11 protein-coding genes are annotated in these 18,134 nt (G+C 39.6%); 6 read left to right on the plus strand and 5 right to left on the minus strand.

Features of this window, described 5'->3' with window-relative positions:
• Nucleotides 1-31 precede the first annotated feature (31 nt).
• The gene (locus P278_RS11460; protein ID WP_038266835.1) at nt 32-3,310 is read left to right on the plus strand and encodes a glycosyltransferase family 117 protein; all 3,279 of its coding nucleotides are present in this window, start codon (nt 32-34) and stop codon (nt 3,308-3,310) included.
• Between the two features lie 32 nt (nt 3,311-3,342).
• On the plus strand, nt 3,343-4,002 hold the full coding sequence (locus tag P278_RS11465) for a polysaccharide deacetylase family protein (protein ID WP_051413539.1): 660 nt from the start codon (nt 3,343-3,345) through the stop codon (nt 4,000-4,002).
• On the opposite strand, the gene P278_RS11470 is transcribed toward P278_RS11465, so the two are convergent.
• Nucleotides 3,995-4,591: a helix-turn-helix domain-containing protein gene (locus P278_RS11470; protein ID WP_038266838.1), complete on the minus strand. Its 597-nt coding sequence runs from the start codon at nt 4,589-4,591 to the stop codon at nt 3,995-3,997. The genes P278_RS11465 and P278_RS11470 overlap by 8 nt on opposite strands.
• A gap of 129 nt (nt 4,592-4,720) precedes the next feature.
• Complete coding sequence (locus P278_RS11475) at nt 4,721-7,132, minus strand: TonB-dependent receptor (RefSeq protein WP_038266840.1); 2,412 nt, start codon at nt 7,130-7,132, stop codon at nt 4,721-4,723.
• A gap of 232 nt (nt 7,133-7,364) precedes the next feature.
• On the opposite strand from P278_RS11475, the gene P278_RS11480 reads away from it, so the two are divergent.
• Nucleotides 7,365-7,958, plus strand: coding sequence for an FISUMP domain-containing protein (locus P278_RS11480; RefSeq protein WP_082436149.1), 594 nt, complete (start codon nt 7,365-7,367; stop codon nt 7,956-7,958).
• Nucleotides 7,959-7,960: 2 nt separating this feature from the next.
• Here the strand turns inward: P278_RS11480 and P278_RS11485 are convergent, their stop codons facing one another.
• The 3 genes from P278_RS11485 to P278_RS11495 form a co-directional block, all read right to left on the minus strand.
• A complete protein-coding gene (locus P278_RS11485; RefSeq protein WP_038266844.1) occupies nt 7,961-8,257 on the minus strand; it encodes a thioredoxin family protein in 297 nt (98 codons plus the stop codon).
• A 52-nt stretch (nt 8,258-8,309) separates the two neighbouring features.
• Nucleotides 8,310-9,542, minus strand: a complete 1,233-nt coding sequence (locus tag P278_RS11490; protein ID WP_038266846.1) for a metallophosphoesterase — start codon at nt 9,540-9,542, stop codon at nt 8,310-8,312.
• A 66-nt stretch (nt 9,543-9,608) separates the two neighbouring features.
• Nucleotides 9,609-10,331: a copper homeostasis protein CutC gene (locus P278_RS11495; RefSeq protein ID WP_038267906.1), complete on the minus strand. Its 723-nt coding sequence runs from the start codon at nt 10,329-10,331 to the stop codon at nt 9,609-9,611.
• An 86-nt stretch (nt 10,332-10,417) separates the two neighbouring features.
• On the opposite strand from P278_RS11495, the gene polA reads away from it, so the two are divergent.
• The 3 genes from polA to P278_RS11510 all read left to right on the plus strand — a co-directional run bounded on the left by polA (nt 10,418) and on the right by P278_RS11510 (nt 17,930).
• Nucleotides 10,418-13,246 carry a DNA polymerase I gene (gene polA, locus P278_RS11500; protein ID WP_038266850.1) on the plus strand — a complete coding sequence of 943 codons (2,829 nt, stop codon included), beginning with the start codon at nt 10,418-10,420 and terminating at the stop codon, nt 13,244-13,246.
• A gap of 83 nt (nt 13,247-13,329) precedes the next feature.
• A complete protein-coding gene (locus P278_RS11505; RefSeq protein WP_051413541.1) occupies nt 13,330-17,247 on the plus strand; it encodes a leucine-rich repeat domain-containing protein in 3,918 nt (1,305 codons plus the stop codon).
• A complete protein-coding gene (locus P278_RS11510; protein WP_038266853.1) occupies nt 17,244-17,930 on the plus strand; it encodes a fibronectin type III domain-containing protein in 687 nt (228 codons plus the stop codon). The genes P278_RS11505 and P278_RS11510 overlap by 4 nt, the downstream gene beginning before the upstream one ends.
• The last annotated feature ends 204 nt before the right edge of the window (nt 17,931-18,134 follow it).

Genomic DNA, 18,134 nt, shown 5'->3' on the forward strand with positions numbered 1-18,134 from the left:
ATTCGCCAGCAGTCTATAGAAAATTAACCACATGTCAGAACATCTATTTAAAAAATGGGACACTATCCTGGGTTGGGTAGCTTTTGCAGTATCATTAGTAACATTCGGACTCACCGTTGAACCCACAGTAAGTTATTGGGATTGTGGAGAGTATATTGCCACATCGGCTAAACTTCAGGTTGGTCACCCTCCGGGAGCGCCGCTATTCCAAATGGTCGGAGCTTTCTTCGCCATGTTTTCTGCAGAACCGGAAACGATCGCCAAGACCATTAATTATATGTCTGTTTTCTCCAGCGCCTTTACGGTTTTATTTCTTTTCTGGACGATCACTAACCTGAGCAAGAAATTAGTTCTTAAAAATGACAATGACTTTTCTACCGGAAAAGCCATGGCTGTTTTTGGAAGTGGACTAGTAGGTGCACTGGCTTTTAATTTCTCAGACAGCTTTTGGTTTAATGCAGTTGAAGCGGAAGTATACGCCATGGCTACTTTCTTAATGTCATTAATGTTTTACCTGGGGTTACGATGGAAAGACGAAATGCATTTACCAAGAGGTAACCGCTGGTTGGTTTTGATATTTCTTATAGTAGGTCTTTCTTTTGGTGTTCACTTTATGGCCTTATTAACCATTCCTGCCATTGGGATGATTTATTACTTTAACCGCTATGACTTCTCCTGGAAATCATTCATTATTGCAAATATTGTATCTGTAGCCGTATTACTCTTTATATTTAAATTATTACTCCCGAGCACCCTTAAATTTTTCGGGTATCTCGAAGTGTTCTTTGTAAATAGCATAGGTATGCCTTTTGACTCAGGAACTATCATTGCCGGTCTCATTATAATCGTAGCCTTTTATTTTGCTTTAAAATACACCAGAAAGAAAGGCTTTGTTGAACTTAATACAGTCATTCTTTGTACTATGTTCGTTCTGATTGGGTTTTCGACATGGCTTATGGTTCCTATCAGAGCAAATGCAGGCACCGTGATTAACGAAAATGATCCTTCTGATGCGCGTCTGTTACTTGCTTATTACAACCTGGAACAATATCCTGAAACTCATTTGTTTTACGGACCGATGTACTCGGATGCTTTTGCAGGACAGGACCCGATAGACCCTTATATGGATGAAAAACCAAAATACGAGAGGGACTATAAGACCGGAAAATATGTTATTGTTAACCACTACAAAGACGCCGCCCTGGCTCCTAACAGGAACCACGAAGGCATCCTACCACGTATGTGGAGCGCTGATCATGCAGCCAATTACATGAAGATTACCGGTCCGCTAAACATAAAAGTAAAGCCTGAATACTCCGGTGAAGACCGACTAACACAAGCTATTGGTCAGTTTAAAAGGGATTTAGACACCGGAGCCATAGACGAGGATGAGTATGTGAATTTCATTCAACAGTTTAAAGAATACCTGGTTATTGAAAAACCTTCTTTCTTTCAGAACATCCAATACCTATTTGAATTTCAGATGGGTTATATGTATTGGCGTTATTTCATGTGGAATTTTACGGGAAGACAAGATGATATACAGGGAAAATATGACAATCACGGGAACTGGTTAAGTGGTATTAAGTTTGTTGACGAAGCCAGACTAGGCTCTCAGGACAACCTCCCTAGTGACGTGTTAAACAACAAAGGGCGTAACACTTATTATTTCTTACCGTTAATTTTAGGTATCATTGGATTTGTATTTCAAATAAAATCGAACCCTAAACAGTGGTGGGTTGTATTCGTTCTCTTTATGTTTACTGGTCTCGCTCTTAAAATCTACCTTAACGAACGGCCTTTTGAGCCTCGTGAAAGAGATTATGCACTGGTTGGTTCTTTCTATATGTTCTCCATATGGATCGGCCTGGGCGTATACGCACTTTTCGATGAATTGAAAAAATTATTAAGTCCGAAGATCTTAGCTCCTGCAATAACTATGGTATGTTTACTTGCGGTACCTACCGTTATGGCTGTTCAAAACTGGGACGATCACGACAGAGCTCATAAATACACTGCCAGAGCAATGGCTACTTCCTACCTTAATTCGGTAGCCAAAGACGAAGGATCTATCCTATTCTCTATTGGTGACAACGACACCTTTGCGCTGTGGTATGCCCAGGAAGTAGAAGAATACAGAACAGATGTGAGAGTTATAAACACCAGCCTTTTTGCAACGGACTGGTATATTGATCAAATGAAGAGTAAAGCTTACGAAAGCGAACCTATTCCTTCGCAACTTACACACGATCAATACGCCTATGGTGTAAGAGATGTAATTTATTACCAACCGCTTACAGAAGCCCGTTGGAATATTAAAGACTTTATGAACTGGGTTGCGAGTGACGATAAACGCACCAAAGTGGATTTCGGAAACGGCCAGGAAACTGTTTTCTATCCGACCAATAAAATACGTGTTCCTGTGAACAAGGAAAATGTATTGAAGAGTGGGATTGTTCAGCCAAAAGACTCTGCATTGATCGTTGATTATATCGACATCGATCTTCCCAAATCGGCTTTACCTAAAAACAGAATTCTCATGTTAGACCTGCTGGCGAATAATGACTGGGAAAGACCAATTTATTTTACAGGGGGTAGTTTTAGTCCTGCTGAATATTTATGGATGAAAGATTATTTACAGCTAGACGGTTTAGTATATAAGTTAGTTCCTATCAAAACACCTATCCCTGAAAACAATCCGTTTGAAATGGGACGTATTGATGAAGATCTCATGTACGACATTGTTATGAAGTGGGATTGGGGTAATTCAAACGATCCTAACATCTATGCGGATCCGGAAACAAGAAGAAACAGTATTTCTTACAGAAGTAACCTTGCAAGGCTTTCTGAAACCCTTATAAAGGAAAACAAACTTGATAAGGCAAAGAATATATTAGATCTGGCGATGGATAAAATGCCTTTCGGACGTTTCGGTTACTATGTATTCCTGGAACCTTATATCGATGGTTATTACAAGGTAGGTGAAAAAGAAAAAGCCAGAGAACTGTTTTTAAAAGTTGCCAATGTTTACCAGGAACATATCGATTACTACAGTCAATTAGAAATTACCGAACAGCGCAATCGTATCAATGACATTGTTACCAATATAGAACGCTACCGCAGTCTCACAGATATAGTTATCATTAATGGAGATGAAGCCTTTGGTATGGAACAGACTCAAAAATTCAACGAGTACCTTGAAAAGTTCAGTCACCTGTACGGAAGGTCTGAACCGACTGAATCTGAATTAGAGCAACCATTGCAAATCGATTCGGTGAAGGACACGGTAGAAACATTATCACAACAATAAATATCAACCGGACCTAGTGTCCGGTTTTTTTTATGCTATCAAAGCTTTTTATCAAAACGCCTTTCTGGGCAAAGCTCATTTTCAACCGTCTCACCTGGCACATTGAGTCGGATGAAAAAACCCTATACTTAACTTTTGATGATGGTCCTATACCGGGTGTTACCGAATGGGTATTGGACACCTTGCAAGCGTATGATGCCAAGGCCACTTTTTTCTGCATTGGCGACAACATTGAGAAACACCCGGAGGTCTTTCAACGGATTCTTTCCGAAGGGCATGAAATAGGGAATCACACCCAGAATCATTTAAATGCCAGAAAAGTCAGCACCAGCGAATACATGGACAATTTTAGTTCTTGCGAACAGACCATTGAAAAGCACCTACCCCCTACACCGGTGAACCGTCCGAAACTGTTCAGACCTCCTTACGGGAGAACTACTTTTAAAACACGGAACCGCATACTAAAAAGCGGTTATAAAATGATTATGTGGGATGTTATCAGTGCTGATTACATGAATGACCTCAGTCCGCAGTCTTGTTTAGATAACATTTTGAAATACGCCGGCAATGGAAGCATCATAGTTTTTCACGACAGTCTTAAAGCAGAAAAAAACATGAAACATGCCTTGACCGGGACGCTTGAACATTTCACAAAAAAAGGATTTGCTTTTAAGTCGATCAATCCTACTTAATAAAACGAATTACAGGCATATACCTGCTTTTTTTCATTTTCTGGGATCTTCTTAAATTGATGATTATCATAGTAAGGTTATAGCCATACAATAGAAATACAGGCACCACTAATGGATGAATTTTTGAAATCGTGTTTGGAACCAATCTCATTAAATTTACAGGAGTAATTCCAGCTCCAATAACCACCAGATAAATAGTTGTTGCCAGCAACCAGGTTAATTGGAAATTAACCAGATTTTTTCCTGTGCTATCAACCAATCTAATTTTATCTCTTTTAAGCAGCCACAATATCAAGGGTACCAAAACCCCCAGGGCCGGATTATATAAAAACCCAAGCGCCCCCAAATGCATTAACGACAGGTACCCCGTATCTTTTACTTTTTCCAAACACAATAGATCATCTGGGGTAATACCCAAGGCTATGGTAAGCTTCAATAGCGTATCTCCTTTGGGAGAAGACTCTCCTTTTTCTATGCGCTGAATCGTTCGCAGACTTAGTTTAGATTCTTCTGATAATTGTTCTTGAGAAAATCCTTTTCTGGCTCGATAGAACTTTACCTTTTCCGATAAGTTTTCATTTTTCTTCATTCGTGTTGAATATGTTTAATGCTTTCAACAAAAGTACCTATCCCACCATTTGATCCTTGCGCCAGAAACATGACAATTTTACGTCAATTCCTACCACCCCCTAATAAACAAAGCTTTATAGCAGTTTTATTAAAAGGCTGCCCTAAGGGCTACAATGAAGTTACGGCCCGCTCCGGCCATTCCTGAGCTATAGGGCCTGTATCGTCTGTCGGTTATATTTTCCAGCCCTGCTGTAAGCGCCAAGACTTCTGAGAGCTGTTGCGTTGCTTTAAAGTTTAGGGTATACCATGCAGGAGCATACGGATTTCCATTATCATCCTTGGCATAAAGGTAATCTTTGCCTTGCTCTCCTACCGGAAGGTCCTCATAACTTCTTCCCCCATTATATACCGTATAAAGCTGCATATTCAATTTATTGACATGGTAGGTAAATTTGGTAATTCCAAAGAAGGGAGCAGCATGTCTTGATGGGCTTTTTTCTCCATTATCAAGTTCTTCCTCCCCTTTTTGAAGGTTTAATTTCGAAAGCAATGAAAAACCTTTAGCCAGTTTTGCTTCCAAGCCCAACTGCACTCCATACACTTCTGCCTGTGCGCCATTCTGTATAGCTTGCACTTTACTCAACTCACCGTCATACACGATACTATCCTGTCCGCTCATAGTAAAATCTCTTCTTACTAAAGCATCATCAAGAAGGGTATAATACGCACTAAAATCTACCCGCAACTTATCATCCACTATTTTGCTCACTCCTACCTCAGCGGTATAAGCATATTCAGCTTTCAGGTCGGGATTTGGAACTACCACTGCCCCGGGTTCTGAATCAAAAACCTTTCCTATATCATCTACATTTGGTGATCTAAATGCGGTAGCAAGTTTTGCCGTAAGCGACCAGGAGTCATCAGGTGTATATACCAGCCCTAAACTTCCGGTAAGTGCTCCATTACTTATATAGGCATTACTTTCCGGAATTGGATAATAATTCATATTGTTTGAAAAATCAGCATCCAACACATATTGATTATACCTCATACCGGCATGCAATCCAAGCACTTCGGATACTACATACTCATAGACTCCATAAATTCCATAAGACCACCATTGTGAATCCGGGTACCTTGAAGGGCCTTTAGACACAGCACCTGTTTCGATATTCTCTTGTTGCCCGGTTGATTTTACATCGTTAAAAACTAATTCAGCTCCGTATAAAAACTTAGATTCGTTTTTAAACTCCTTTATAAAATCGGCATTTACTGAAATTGCATTTAATCGCTCTTCTCTCGTACTCCTATCTAGATCATTAAAGTCACGATCGATTCTACTCTCTTCAAAATGCTGATGCGCTATTCTCAGACTCATATGGTCATAAATGCCCTGCTCCGCCTCATTTGTGATCGTCAAATTATTCATCATCCAAATTTGCGGACCATAGGACCATTCTGCACTTCGTGGTTGTCCGTTTCTCGTACGAATATGGCGATCGTATCTTGCATAATCTGAAGTCTCCGAGTAGTGAAACCCATATTGAAAGTCCCATGATTCGTTTGGCTTAAATCTTATTTTCTGCATTAAATTCATCTGGGTATATCCGGAGGGCACCTGCTTATCAGGGTTATCGTTGGTTACGACCACGTCTTCATTATTTTCCCGAATAACATAGAAGTCTCGCAAATAGTCATCCGGGCCATAAGCCCCCATTTCAAGGTCTCCGAAATCATAACTCGAAACACTGGTAACAATCGCCCACTTATCCCAACCAACATTGATATCGAAGTGTGCGGTTTTTTCATCATTAGCAGAAGCATAACGAACAATGCCTTTTCCGGACACCAGGGTTTCTTCATCCAGAGAAAATTCCGGGGTTAAGGTATGGAAACTCATTACCCCACCGATAGCATCGCTACCATATATTACAGAACCCGACCCGAATAATACTTCTGTATTTTGCATGGCAAAAGGATCTAAGGAAATCACATTCTGCAAATTTCCACTTCTGAAAATAGCCGTATTCATACGCACCCCATCCACAGCATACATCAATCGATTGGCAGAAAAGCCACGAATCATCGGGCTACCTCCTCCTTGCTGACTTTTTTGAATATACACATCGCCGGAAGCTCCCAGCAGATCTGCAGCTGTTTGCGGGTTCTGAATAGCAACTTCTCTTGGGGTTATAGTCGATATTTTAAATGGTATTTTCGCCTTAGATTCTCCCCACCTTGTGGCAGCCACCACTACCTGATCCAGAGAGATGTCTGACGGGATCATAAACAACTCAAAACCATGCTGTTCAAGACTTAAAAAACTTACGGATTGAGTAACATAGCCCAAAAGCCTTATTTCTATGATATCGGCTCCTTTAAATTCTGAAATATCTGCCTGTCCTTTTGCATTGGTATATACATACTTTTTCGGACTATCAGACATTACAATAACCTGCTCTAAAGGTTGAAGCGTCTCTGCATCCTTGACTTTTAAAACCTGAGCATTGATCTCACAAACCCACAAAGCTAAAAGACCAGCCAATATTATTTCCTTCATATAAATTCAATCATTTTTACCACCACTTTATACAACCTTTGGTTAAAATTGATAAAATATAGGGTTTTTCACAGCACAAATATGCCACAAACTCTATACCATAACCAAATTTCCAAAGACATATTTCGCAAGAATTAACCGTAAAACGACCATCAGTACGCCCACTGAAAGATCGCATGTTGAATAATTTTGCTATTTTTATAGGAAATTACAACCATTACCTCTTAGAGCTATGAAACCAAAATTAATACCTCTTTTCTTATGTCTGTCAATTTTGTGCGCATGCAGCAATGATGACGACAACTTGAACAACACCTTTCAAACTGGTAGCTTAACGGATAATAGAGATGGACAAACCTACAAAACTGTTCGCATTGGCACTCAGATCTGGATGGCGGAAAACATGAAATTCGACACTGGAGACAATTCCAGCATTTGCTACGAAAATGAGGCTTATAACTGTTTTGTATATGGAAGGTTATACACAGGAGATGCTGCACAAACAATTTGTCCTGAGGGATGGCATTTACCTACGGTGGAAGAATGGTATACCTTATTTGATTATTTTGGAGGTGAAGATGTCGCCTATGCATTTTTAGAACCCTATGGAATGATACACGAACAAGCGGTTGAATTCAACATACTTCCAACAGGCCGTAGTATCACAACTAATTTTGAGAAAATGAATGAAGGATATTACTGGACCTCAACCGACGGAGGGTATCCAGAATCATTCAGGTATATCAATTATAAACCGGGAGCGAGCTTTAGTACACCTGGAGCCAGCCAAACCGTAATGCAAAGCTGTAGGTGCTTAAAAGACTAACATCAGACGTATTCCTGAAGAATACCTATTAATGTATTTGCATCCTGCTCTCCGCTTTGGCGCCAAACCATTTCTCCTTTCTTGTAAATCATGAGAGTTGGCAAGCCTTTAACTCTTAAGGCGTCCGCAAGTTCTTTGTTTTTATCTACATTAATTTTAATGACTTTGGCTTTATCCCCCAATGCTGCGGCCACATCCCTGAGTACAGGATGCATTGCTGTAGAGGAATCATTCCAATCCGTGTAGAAGTCCAACAAAACAGGAATATTGGCTTCAATTAATTCACCAAACTTAGACATAGGCGAAAAATTTTAACAGTAAATATAATACAAATGTAATATTTTCTTTGAATTAAGCGATCTTCGATGACTTTTTCAGCTCAATCACAGTAATTTCAGGCCAAATCCCAACTCTTCCGGGGTATGCTAAAAACCCAAATCCTCTATTCACATTAATATATTGTCCTTTCTGTTTATAAATTCCGGCCCAATGCTTATATCGCCAACTTGCGGGGCTCCATTTCACCCATCCCGGGATTTCAATACCAAACTGCATACCGTGTGTATGTCCACTCAGGGTGAGATGATAGTGATAATCATCATCAACCACTTTCTCTTCCCAATGTGTTGGATCGTGGCTCAACAAAACCTTAAAGTCATTTTGGTGTACTGCCTGAGTCGCTTTCTTAAGGTCTCCTGCTTTTTTAAAACCACCTGCTCCCCAATTTTCCACACCTACTAACGCTATACGCTCTCCTTCTTTTTCAATAAATCGATTTTCATTAAGCATTAAATCGAATCCGATTTCCTTTTGAATATCTTTTAACTGTTGTAAATTTTCGTCTTTCTCTACCGATGAGTTCCAGTCTACATAATCTCCATAATCATGATTTCCCAAGACAGAGTATTTACCATCTTTTGCTTCAAGTTTCGAAAAGGATTCTTTCCAGGGAATCATTTCACTGGCTTTATTATTCACCATATCTCCGGTAAAGAGAATCACATCACTTTCCTGCTTATTGATCAGGTCTATTGCGTATTCTATTTTTTCTTTGTTATCAAAGCTACCGCTATGGATATCCGAAATCTGGGTAATCTGATAGCCATCAAAGGCGTCCGGTAAATCGTCGAATTCCAGTTCATACCTGAGTACCCTGAAATCATACTTCCCTTTGAACATTCCATAAAGCATGGAAGCAAACGGGATGGCAGCCACTCCAATAGCCAATTGACTTACAAATTTTCTACGGGAAGGGATGTGAAAGGTTTCCTTAGCTCCATAGAGCTTATTATAAATTCCAGCGCCCAGTCGAACCACATCTTCACCCAACAAAAAAGGCAGAGCAGCCAATTTCAAGACCATTAAGGTTAAAAGAAACCCCATGGCGTAACTTTTGGCGTGGGTCAAAACGCGACCTGAACCGTCATCCGCATTAAACTGATAGATCAAATTCGCAACGACCACCAGGGAAACAATAATATTGAGTATTAAAAGCCACTTATTCTTGGTGAGTGTTTTTACCACCTGGTAAAAGTACACTTCCAAAACTATAAAAATAAGCAGAAAAATTATCCAACGCATCATAACTAATTACCATTCAAATTATTACAAATGTACTTGAATTGCATCACCACCAAACTACTTTAAAATTTATTTAACGCTCTTTACCATTCTTTTAATGATTTCAAGATTGGAAACAGACACTGTTTTCTCATCTTGCTGCCCACCTGAAAACGATATTCGTGGTTCAGTATCAAGTACGTGCACGGGTTTAGACGCAGAAAAGTGTATTTCCTTAAATCCTCTTTCCTTAAACTTCAAAATGTTTTCTTCATTGATTCCGCTACCGGGCATTATCGTTATCTTTTCACCATACTGCTGATGCAGGCTTGTTAATAGATCGATTCCGAGTATGGCTTTTGGCTGTTGTCCACTCGTTAATACTCTATCGCAGCCAAGTGTTATTAATTGTTGCATGGTTTCATGAACATCAGGCACCCAATCCAGCGCTCTATGAAAAGTAAAGTGTAATGGTTTGGAAAGCTCTATGAGTTCTTTGGTACGTTCAACATCGAGCGTATTATCTGCATTTAACACACCTGCCACTATGCCTTCGCACCCTAATTCTTTACAAAGCTCAATATCTTTTTTCAGGATATCGAATTCCGCTGAAGAATAGGTGAAATTTCCACTTCTGGGTCTTAGCAGGACGCTCACCTCGATCGTTAGTTCTTCTTTAATCTTTTTCAACAATCCGTAAGTTGGTGTGGTTCCTCCTACACCTAGTTCGGCACACAATTCAATCCTGTCTGCTCCAGCCTCTTGAGCATTTCTTGCTGATTCGAATGAATTAGCACATATTTCTACTATCATTTCCTTCAATTTTATTTATTGTTACTTGCTTCTGTGTATCCACAAAAACTTCCTTATTTTTACAAAAATAAACTTCAACTTTTATTATGTCGGCTCAAAAAAGACTTTTTCTGTTAGATGCATACGCTTTAATTTTTCGTGGTTACTATGCTTTTATAAAAAATCCGAGAATCAACTCGAAGGGAATGGACACTTCTGCCATTATGGGGTTCATGAATTCTCTACTGGATGTGATTAAAAGAGAAAAACCGGATCATTTAGCAGTGGCCTTTGACAAGGGTGGCAGTGTAGACCGTACAGAAATGTTTGAGGCGTACAAAGCCAATCGGGATGAAACCCCGGAAGCTATAAGAATCGCAGTTCCAATCATACAAGACATATTAAAGGCGATGCACATTCCTGTTATCGAAAAAGAGGGGTTTGAAGCTGATGATATTATAGGTACTTTATCGAAGCAAGCAGAAAAGGCAGGCTACAGAACCTATATGGTAACTCCGGATAAGGATTTTGCTCAATTGGTGTCTGAAAATATCTTTATGTACCGTCCGGCACGAATGGGAAATGGCATAGAGATCTGGGGAATTCCTGAGGTTCAAGAAAAATTTGAAATAGAGCGTCCCGAACAAGTCATAGACTACCTGGGCATGATGGGAGATGCGGTGGATAACATCCCGGGGTTACCAGGTGTAGGAGATAAGACAGCGAAAAAGTTTCTAAAACAGTTTGGTAGCCTGGAAGGACTGCTGGCCAATACGGATCAGCTGAAAGGCAAGATGAAGGAAAAGGTAGAAGCCAATGCTGAACAGGGATTACTCTCTAAAAAATTAGCGCGGATTCTTCTGGATGTTCCCGTTGAATTCCATGAGGAAGATTTTGAATTGAACACTCCGGATCTGGATAAGGTGAAAGAAATATTCCAGGAACTTGAGTTCAGGAGGATGACAGAAAATCTGATGAAGACTTTTAGTGTTGAAGTAGAGACCGAAACTGCAACATCCGAGCCTAAAGCCAATGTCAATAAAGACATGAATGTACAGTTTGACCTCTTTGGACAAGGAACACCAAAAGACACATCGACAAGCGAAGAAGTTATCTCAGGATATAAAACCATTGACAACATCCCACATTCTTATCAATATGTCAACAGTGAACTGGGAAGAAAATTACTTCTGGAGAAGTTAATGAAGCAAAAGAGTGTATGCTTTGATACTGAAACCACAAGTCTCACTGCGCTTAAAGCGGAGTTAGTTGGCTGTGCTTTTTCATGGGAGCCCGGTAAAGGCTACTATCTTGTCTTCCCTGAAGACTTTAAGGAGTCCAAAGGAATCCTCGAAGAGTTTCGTCCGTTTTTCGAAAATAAGGACATTGAAAAAATTGGTCAAAATTTAAAATACGACATCAAAGTATTATCGAATTATGATATGCCTGTACACGGTAAAATTTTCGATACTATGATTGCGCATTACCTGATCAATCCGGATATGCGTCATAATATGGATGTACTGGCAGAAACTTATTTGAATTACGCTCCGATCTCTATTGAGTCGCTAATTGGAAAAAAAGGGAAAAACCAAAAGTCGATGCGTACTGTTGCGTTAGATCAGCAAACTGAATATGCTGTAGAGGATTCAGATATCACCTTGCAACTAAAAAATCTTTTTGAAGAGGAATTACCCAACAGAAATGCCAAGCAGCTCTATGAAGAAATAGAAGCTCCGTTGGTATCTGTATTAGCGGCTATGGAAATAGAAGGGATCAATTTAGACATTGATTACCTGAAAAGCTTGTCTGGAACGCTTGTTAAAGACATAGAAAGACTTGAAAAAAATATTTTTGAGCAAGCCGGCGAGGAATTCAATATTGCATCTCCAAAGCAACTGGGCCCTATCCTGTTCGATAAGCTTAAGTTGGTTGACAAACCTAAAAAAACAAAGACCGGTCAATACTCTACAGCAGAAGATGTATTGTCTTATTTAGCCAAAGACCATCAAATCGTTGCTGATATATTAGAATGGCGACAGCTTCGAAAGCTTCAAAGTACTTATGTTGATGCACTACCAAATGAAGTACACCCAAAAACCGGTAGAGTTCACACTGTATATAGTCAGGCGGTTGCGGCCACGGGGCGATTAAGTAGCAACAACCCTAATTTACAGAACATCCCTATTCGCACGGAACGTGGGCGTCAGGTAAGAAAGGCTTTTATTCCCAGAAACGAGGATTATGTTTTACTAGCGGCTGACTACTCTCAAATTGAATTACGCGTTATCGCTGCCTTAAGCGAAGAGGACACTATGATAAAGGCTTTTCAGGAAGGTGAAGACATTCACGCTTCAACGGCCTCCCAGGTTTTTAATGTTCCTATTGAGGAGGTAACCAGAGAACAACGAAGCAATGCCAAGACCGTAAACTTTGGAATTATATATGGAGTTTCTGCCTTTGGTTTGAGCAACCAAACCACCCTTTCAAGGAGTGAAGCCAAAGAGTTAATCGACACTTACTATGAGACTTATCCTAAATTAAGGGCATACATCAACAACCAGATACATTTTGCCCAGGACCATGGGTATGTTGAAACTATTTTGGGAAGAAGAAGGTATTTAGCGGACATCAATTCCAGAAACCAGGTTGTGCGCGGTGCGGCTGAAAGAAACGCTGTTAATGCTCCTATACAAGGGAGTGCTGCAGACATTATTAAAATTGCAATGATCAACATTCAAAAGAAACTTCTAGCAGGCAATTACAAGACCAAAATGCTACTTCAGGTGCACGATGAACTTGTCTTTGACGCACACAAAGAAGAATTGGAAACCATTAAGGAGCTTATAAAATCTGAAATGGAAAATGCCTATAAACTTTCTGTTCCTCTCGATGTAGAGCTTGGTATTGGGAACGATTGGCTGGAGGCACATTAATTTAATTTACCCTTAATGCATCTACGTACATTTTAAAGAAGTATTTTTCGTAATATTGCCAGAATTATCTTTAAAGCAATATTATGAAAAAACTTTACTTTATTTTCTTTTCACTTATAACCCTCTCCGGCTTTTCTCAAAGGCTTATCCCTAATGGGGATTTTGAATATTGGAGTTCAACCGGAGTCTTAAGTAGCTGGGCTTCCGTGGAAGGGCAGGTGAATCCAGAGACCAATGAGGTTTCCCATGGATCCAGTAGCGCCCTTTTTATAGATGGTACTACGACACCCAAAATCACCTCTTCTGGTTTTATACTGGAAGCAGGCGAAACTTACAGATTGACCTTTGATTTTAAAGTAAAGACCGCTAATTCGACCTTCGGCCAACAAGTTATCGGTTATAAGTACGGTCCTCTTGACTCCTACCCTTTAACCTCAGGAAGCAGAATTCCTCAAAATTTTGAATGGACGAGTGTAGAAAAGACCATCGAGGTAACGGAAACGAAAGAATGGAAATTTGAAATCAGTTTATTTTCATTCATCGATGAGCCTTTCGAGGTGTTTATTGACAATATTAAATTAGTTAATATTAAAGCTGACCAAGACAAGCAGGCTTTAATTGCATTATATAATGCCACGAACGGCCCTAACTGGACCACAACATGGGACTTAAATGCGGACATACGCACATGGGATGGAATCACAGTTCATCCGGATGAAAGAGTAAGATGGATTCAATTAGTGAATAATCAGCTTAGTGGAAGTATTCCTCAGGAAATTGAAAACCTGACAGCTCTTGAGCTTTTCAATCTGAACAGAAACAACTTAACGGGTACTGTTCCGGATATTTTTCAAAACCTTATCAGGTTAAGCTCTATAAACCTGGAAATAAATGATCTCTCCGGAAGTCTTCCAACATCGATATGGAGCTTAACCCAACTTAATGGTTTAAGACTAAGAAACAATAAGTTTGATGGCATTTTACCTGAAGATATCGGCAACCTTAGCCAACTTATGTACTTGTCGTTATCCTATAATAAATTCACCGGGAATTTCCCTCAGGCACTTTGGCAATTAGATCAATTAAGGACTCTGGAAATTGATGGTTTATGGGATTTAAATGATTGGCAAATTCCAGGAGATATGAACCTCCCATTACTAGAAAGGTTTGAATGCCAGGGTTGTAACGCTACAGGAACCTTACCTGATGTATTTGACAAAATACCGAACCTCAGTTATATCACTTTATCCGGCAGTACTATCTCAGGCCCGATTCCTCCCACGTTCTCAAGCCTATTAAAATTAAGAACCTTGTTTGCTCCGGGAAATAATCTATCGGGACTAATCCCTAAAATAAATTCTCCATTAATTGAAAGCATAACGGTTTCCAACAACAATTTTGTTTTCGATGACTTTAGTGAAGTTTTAGGAACAAGCGCTTCTTTTTCTTATGAAGGTCAGGCCAGGATCGGTGAAGAAAAATCGCTGCAACTCGATGAAGGTGCATCAATAAATTTAACCATAAGTGAAACCAGTGATCCTGATAATGTCTACCAATGGAGGAAAAATGGGGTTAATATTGAGGGCGCAACAAATTCTGAATTAGCATTTGCAAGCATTACAACCTCAGACACAGGCATTTATGATTGCATTATCACCAACCCGAATTACCCAAAATTAACCCTCACCAATAGAAGCACCACTATTAAGGTATATTCCGAGAATGACATCAATGCCCTTATAGCATTTTATAATGCCACAGGCGGACCTGACTGGACTACAAAATGGGATATTACCAATAAAGATCTTTCGAAGTGGTACGGGGTGTATTTCGATGAAAATAATAGGGTCTCCAAAATACACTTAACCAATAACAATCTAAACGGGACTATTCCGGCTGAGATTAGCGATTTAAGCAATCTTCAGGAGCTTACTTTAAGAGGCAATCAATTAGCAGGCGCCATACCATCGACCGTTTCCTCACTTTCAAACCTGGAGATAGTGGATTTAGCCAATAATAATTATACGGGCTCCCTCCCCGAGGAGTTGAGCACCATACCAGCGGTTAAACAAATTCATTTATACAGGAATAATTTCACCGGCACTATCCCTGCAAGTTATGGAACCTTAGCCACGCTTGAGGTTTTAATACTGTCAGAGAATGAGCTCGAAGGTACTATTCCGGAGTCTTTTAAGAATTTAAAGAGCCTCACATTTTTGAACATTGCAGACAACATGCTTAATGGCTCCTATCCACTATGGTCTGAATTAAGCTCATTGGAATATTTAAAACTAAAAGGAAACGATTTTTCCGGGAGTATTGCCTTTGTTGAAAGCCTGCCGATGCTAAATCATATTGATCTTTCATTCAACAATTTTACGGGATCTCCTGCCGCTTTATTTAACAATACCAGTCTCAAAAACATCGATATTTCCTATAACGATTTTGATCCCTACACCATCCCTGAGAGCATTCAGCTATTAGTCAATCTCGAAGAAATTAATCTTTCAGAAACAAATCTGGAGGGCACCCTCCCGGATGTATTTGACAGGCTTACATTGCTCAACTATTTCAATATCTTTTCGAACAATGTATCGGGACCATTACCTCAAACGATGTCCACACTCCCTAACTTAAGGCGTCTTCTTGTTTCGAATAACAACTTGTCCGGAACGGTACCAACAATCGCATCTGTGGCAACGAATGAATACGGTTATTTATTACTCAGTTCCAACAACTATATTTTTGAAGACCTCGAACCGATTATAGACACCTATAAAAACATTGAGTTTTCTTACTATTCCCAAAACAACATAGACGAAGCCAAGGAAGTCAATATCACCAAAGGAGATGTGTTTACGCTTTCTGTGGAGGCCACATCTAGTCCGAACAATAACTACCAATGGAGAAAAGACGGGATCATCATAGAAGGTGCCACTGCCAAAAGTTATACCATCCCGACGGTTGCAGCTTCAGATAGCGGCAAATACGATTGTGTCATTAAGAATAGTATCGCCACTAATTTAACTTTATACAAAAACACTGTAACATTAAATGTTATTATTCCGGATAGTGACGGCGATGGTGTTAATGACGAGATCGATCAATGCCCCGGCACGCCAACAGGAGAAAGCGTTGACACCAATGGCTGTTCATCGAGTCAGTTAGATGATGATAATGACGGCATTACCAACGATATTGATCAATGTCCAAATACAACCGCAGGAGATTTGGTTAATGAAAACGGATGTTCCTTGTCACAATCACTCGACATCAGCAGCACTGACATACAAGTAAGTGTAACCAGCACCTCATGCCCTGGTATCGCTAACGGAGAAATACGCATTAGTTTTGCCAAGAACTACAATTACACTATTGCCCTAAAAAGCAGTTCAGACTCACAAACCTTAACTAATATAACATCCGACTACACCTTTACGGGCTTAAATGCGAATACTTATGAAATCTGTGTTACAATACCGGAATATCCGGAATTCAAACAATGCTACCATGCTTCGGTGGTCACTCCGGAAGATCTGACATCTAGTAAAGTTGCCGTTGATAACAATAAAAAGAAAGCTACTTATACGGTATCGGGAAGTAAGGAATACACCGTAAAGGTTAATAATAAATCTTATACTATTACCACCCCCGACACCGGCTCCAACGAAATTTCCATAGACCTGGATGAAGGAAGTAATAGCATATCGATTGCAACCGATAAAATATGCCAAGGCAGTTATCAGGACACCATATTCGTAAATGGAGTAACATTCTATCCGAATCCTGCAACAGATTATATAAATATTGAAAATTTGAGCGATCTGGAAAGCGTAACCATAACTTTAACGGATACGGCAGGTAATGTAATATCATCCAGAAGTTTTCAATCAAAAACAGACTCATACCAATTACCATTGAATACCATTTCTTCGGGTATGTACCTGGTAATTATCAGCTCTAAATCGACAACCTTTACTACAAAAATCTTTAAAAAATGAAATCAGTAAAAGCATTATATTTTGTCATAGCCATATCATTACTACAGTCTTGTGGGGGTGGCGGTTCGGATCCCAACCCAGTGGAAGAAGTAAAAGCACCTGAGGCATTTAATCTGGTTTTTCCTGAAAACAACACGATATGTACAGAGGGGATAGATGCGAGTGCCGAAACTGTGGTTATTGAATTTGAATGGGAACGTGCTACAAACGCCACTTCCTATATCCTGAAAGCGATTGACAGTGAAAGCAAAAAGGAATATTCAGCGAATTCGAACAACACTACTGCCTCTTTAACCTTACCAAAAGGGATGCAATTTTCATGGAGTGTTGAAGCCTTCAATATGGACAAATCGAAGGTTAGTGATGACCAATGGAGTTTTTATTCGGAGGGAAGAACAGAAGAAAACCACTCCCCTTTTCCGGCCAGCATTACACTTTCAGATAACGAGAACGGCACTATTAATATTAACTGGACAGGAAGCGATCTGGATAACGATATTGTAAGTTACTCGGTATACCTGGGAAAAGACAGCACCCCTGCTGCCATCCTTGAAAATTCGATCGCAACCAGTATCTCGGATGTACATATTGAATATAACACCACTTATTATTTAAAGGTTATTTCAAAAGACAGTAAGGGAAATTCCTCAACTACTGAAAAGCAATTTAACTTCAGGAACTAATTTTGGAACTGTATTATAAACTAAAGCTCTCTTAGAAAGGGAGCTTTTTTTATTCGCCTAAAAATCAATCGTATATAAATTCAGTTAGCAACTTGATTTATTATAAAATATTAATTCAGAGGGTGTTTGTATTATTCATAAATAGTTGTACTTTTGCACCCCATTATCCCGGATTCACATTCGGGGTAGGGAATGGAATGTTTA

The organism is Zhouia amylolytica AD3 (assembly GCF_000511935.2).
Taxonomy (GTDB): domain Bacteria; phylum Bacteroidota; class Bacteroidia; order Flavobacteriales; family Flavobacteriaceae; genus Zhouia; species Zhouia amylolytica.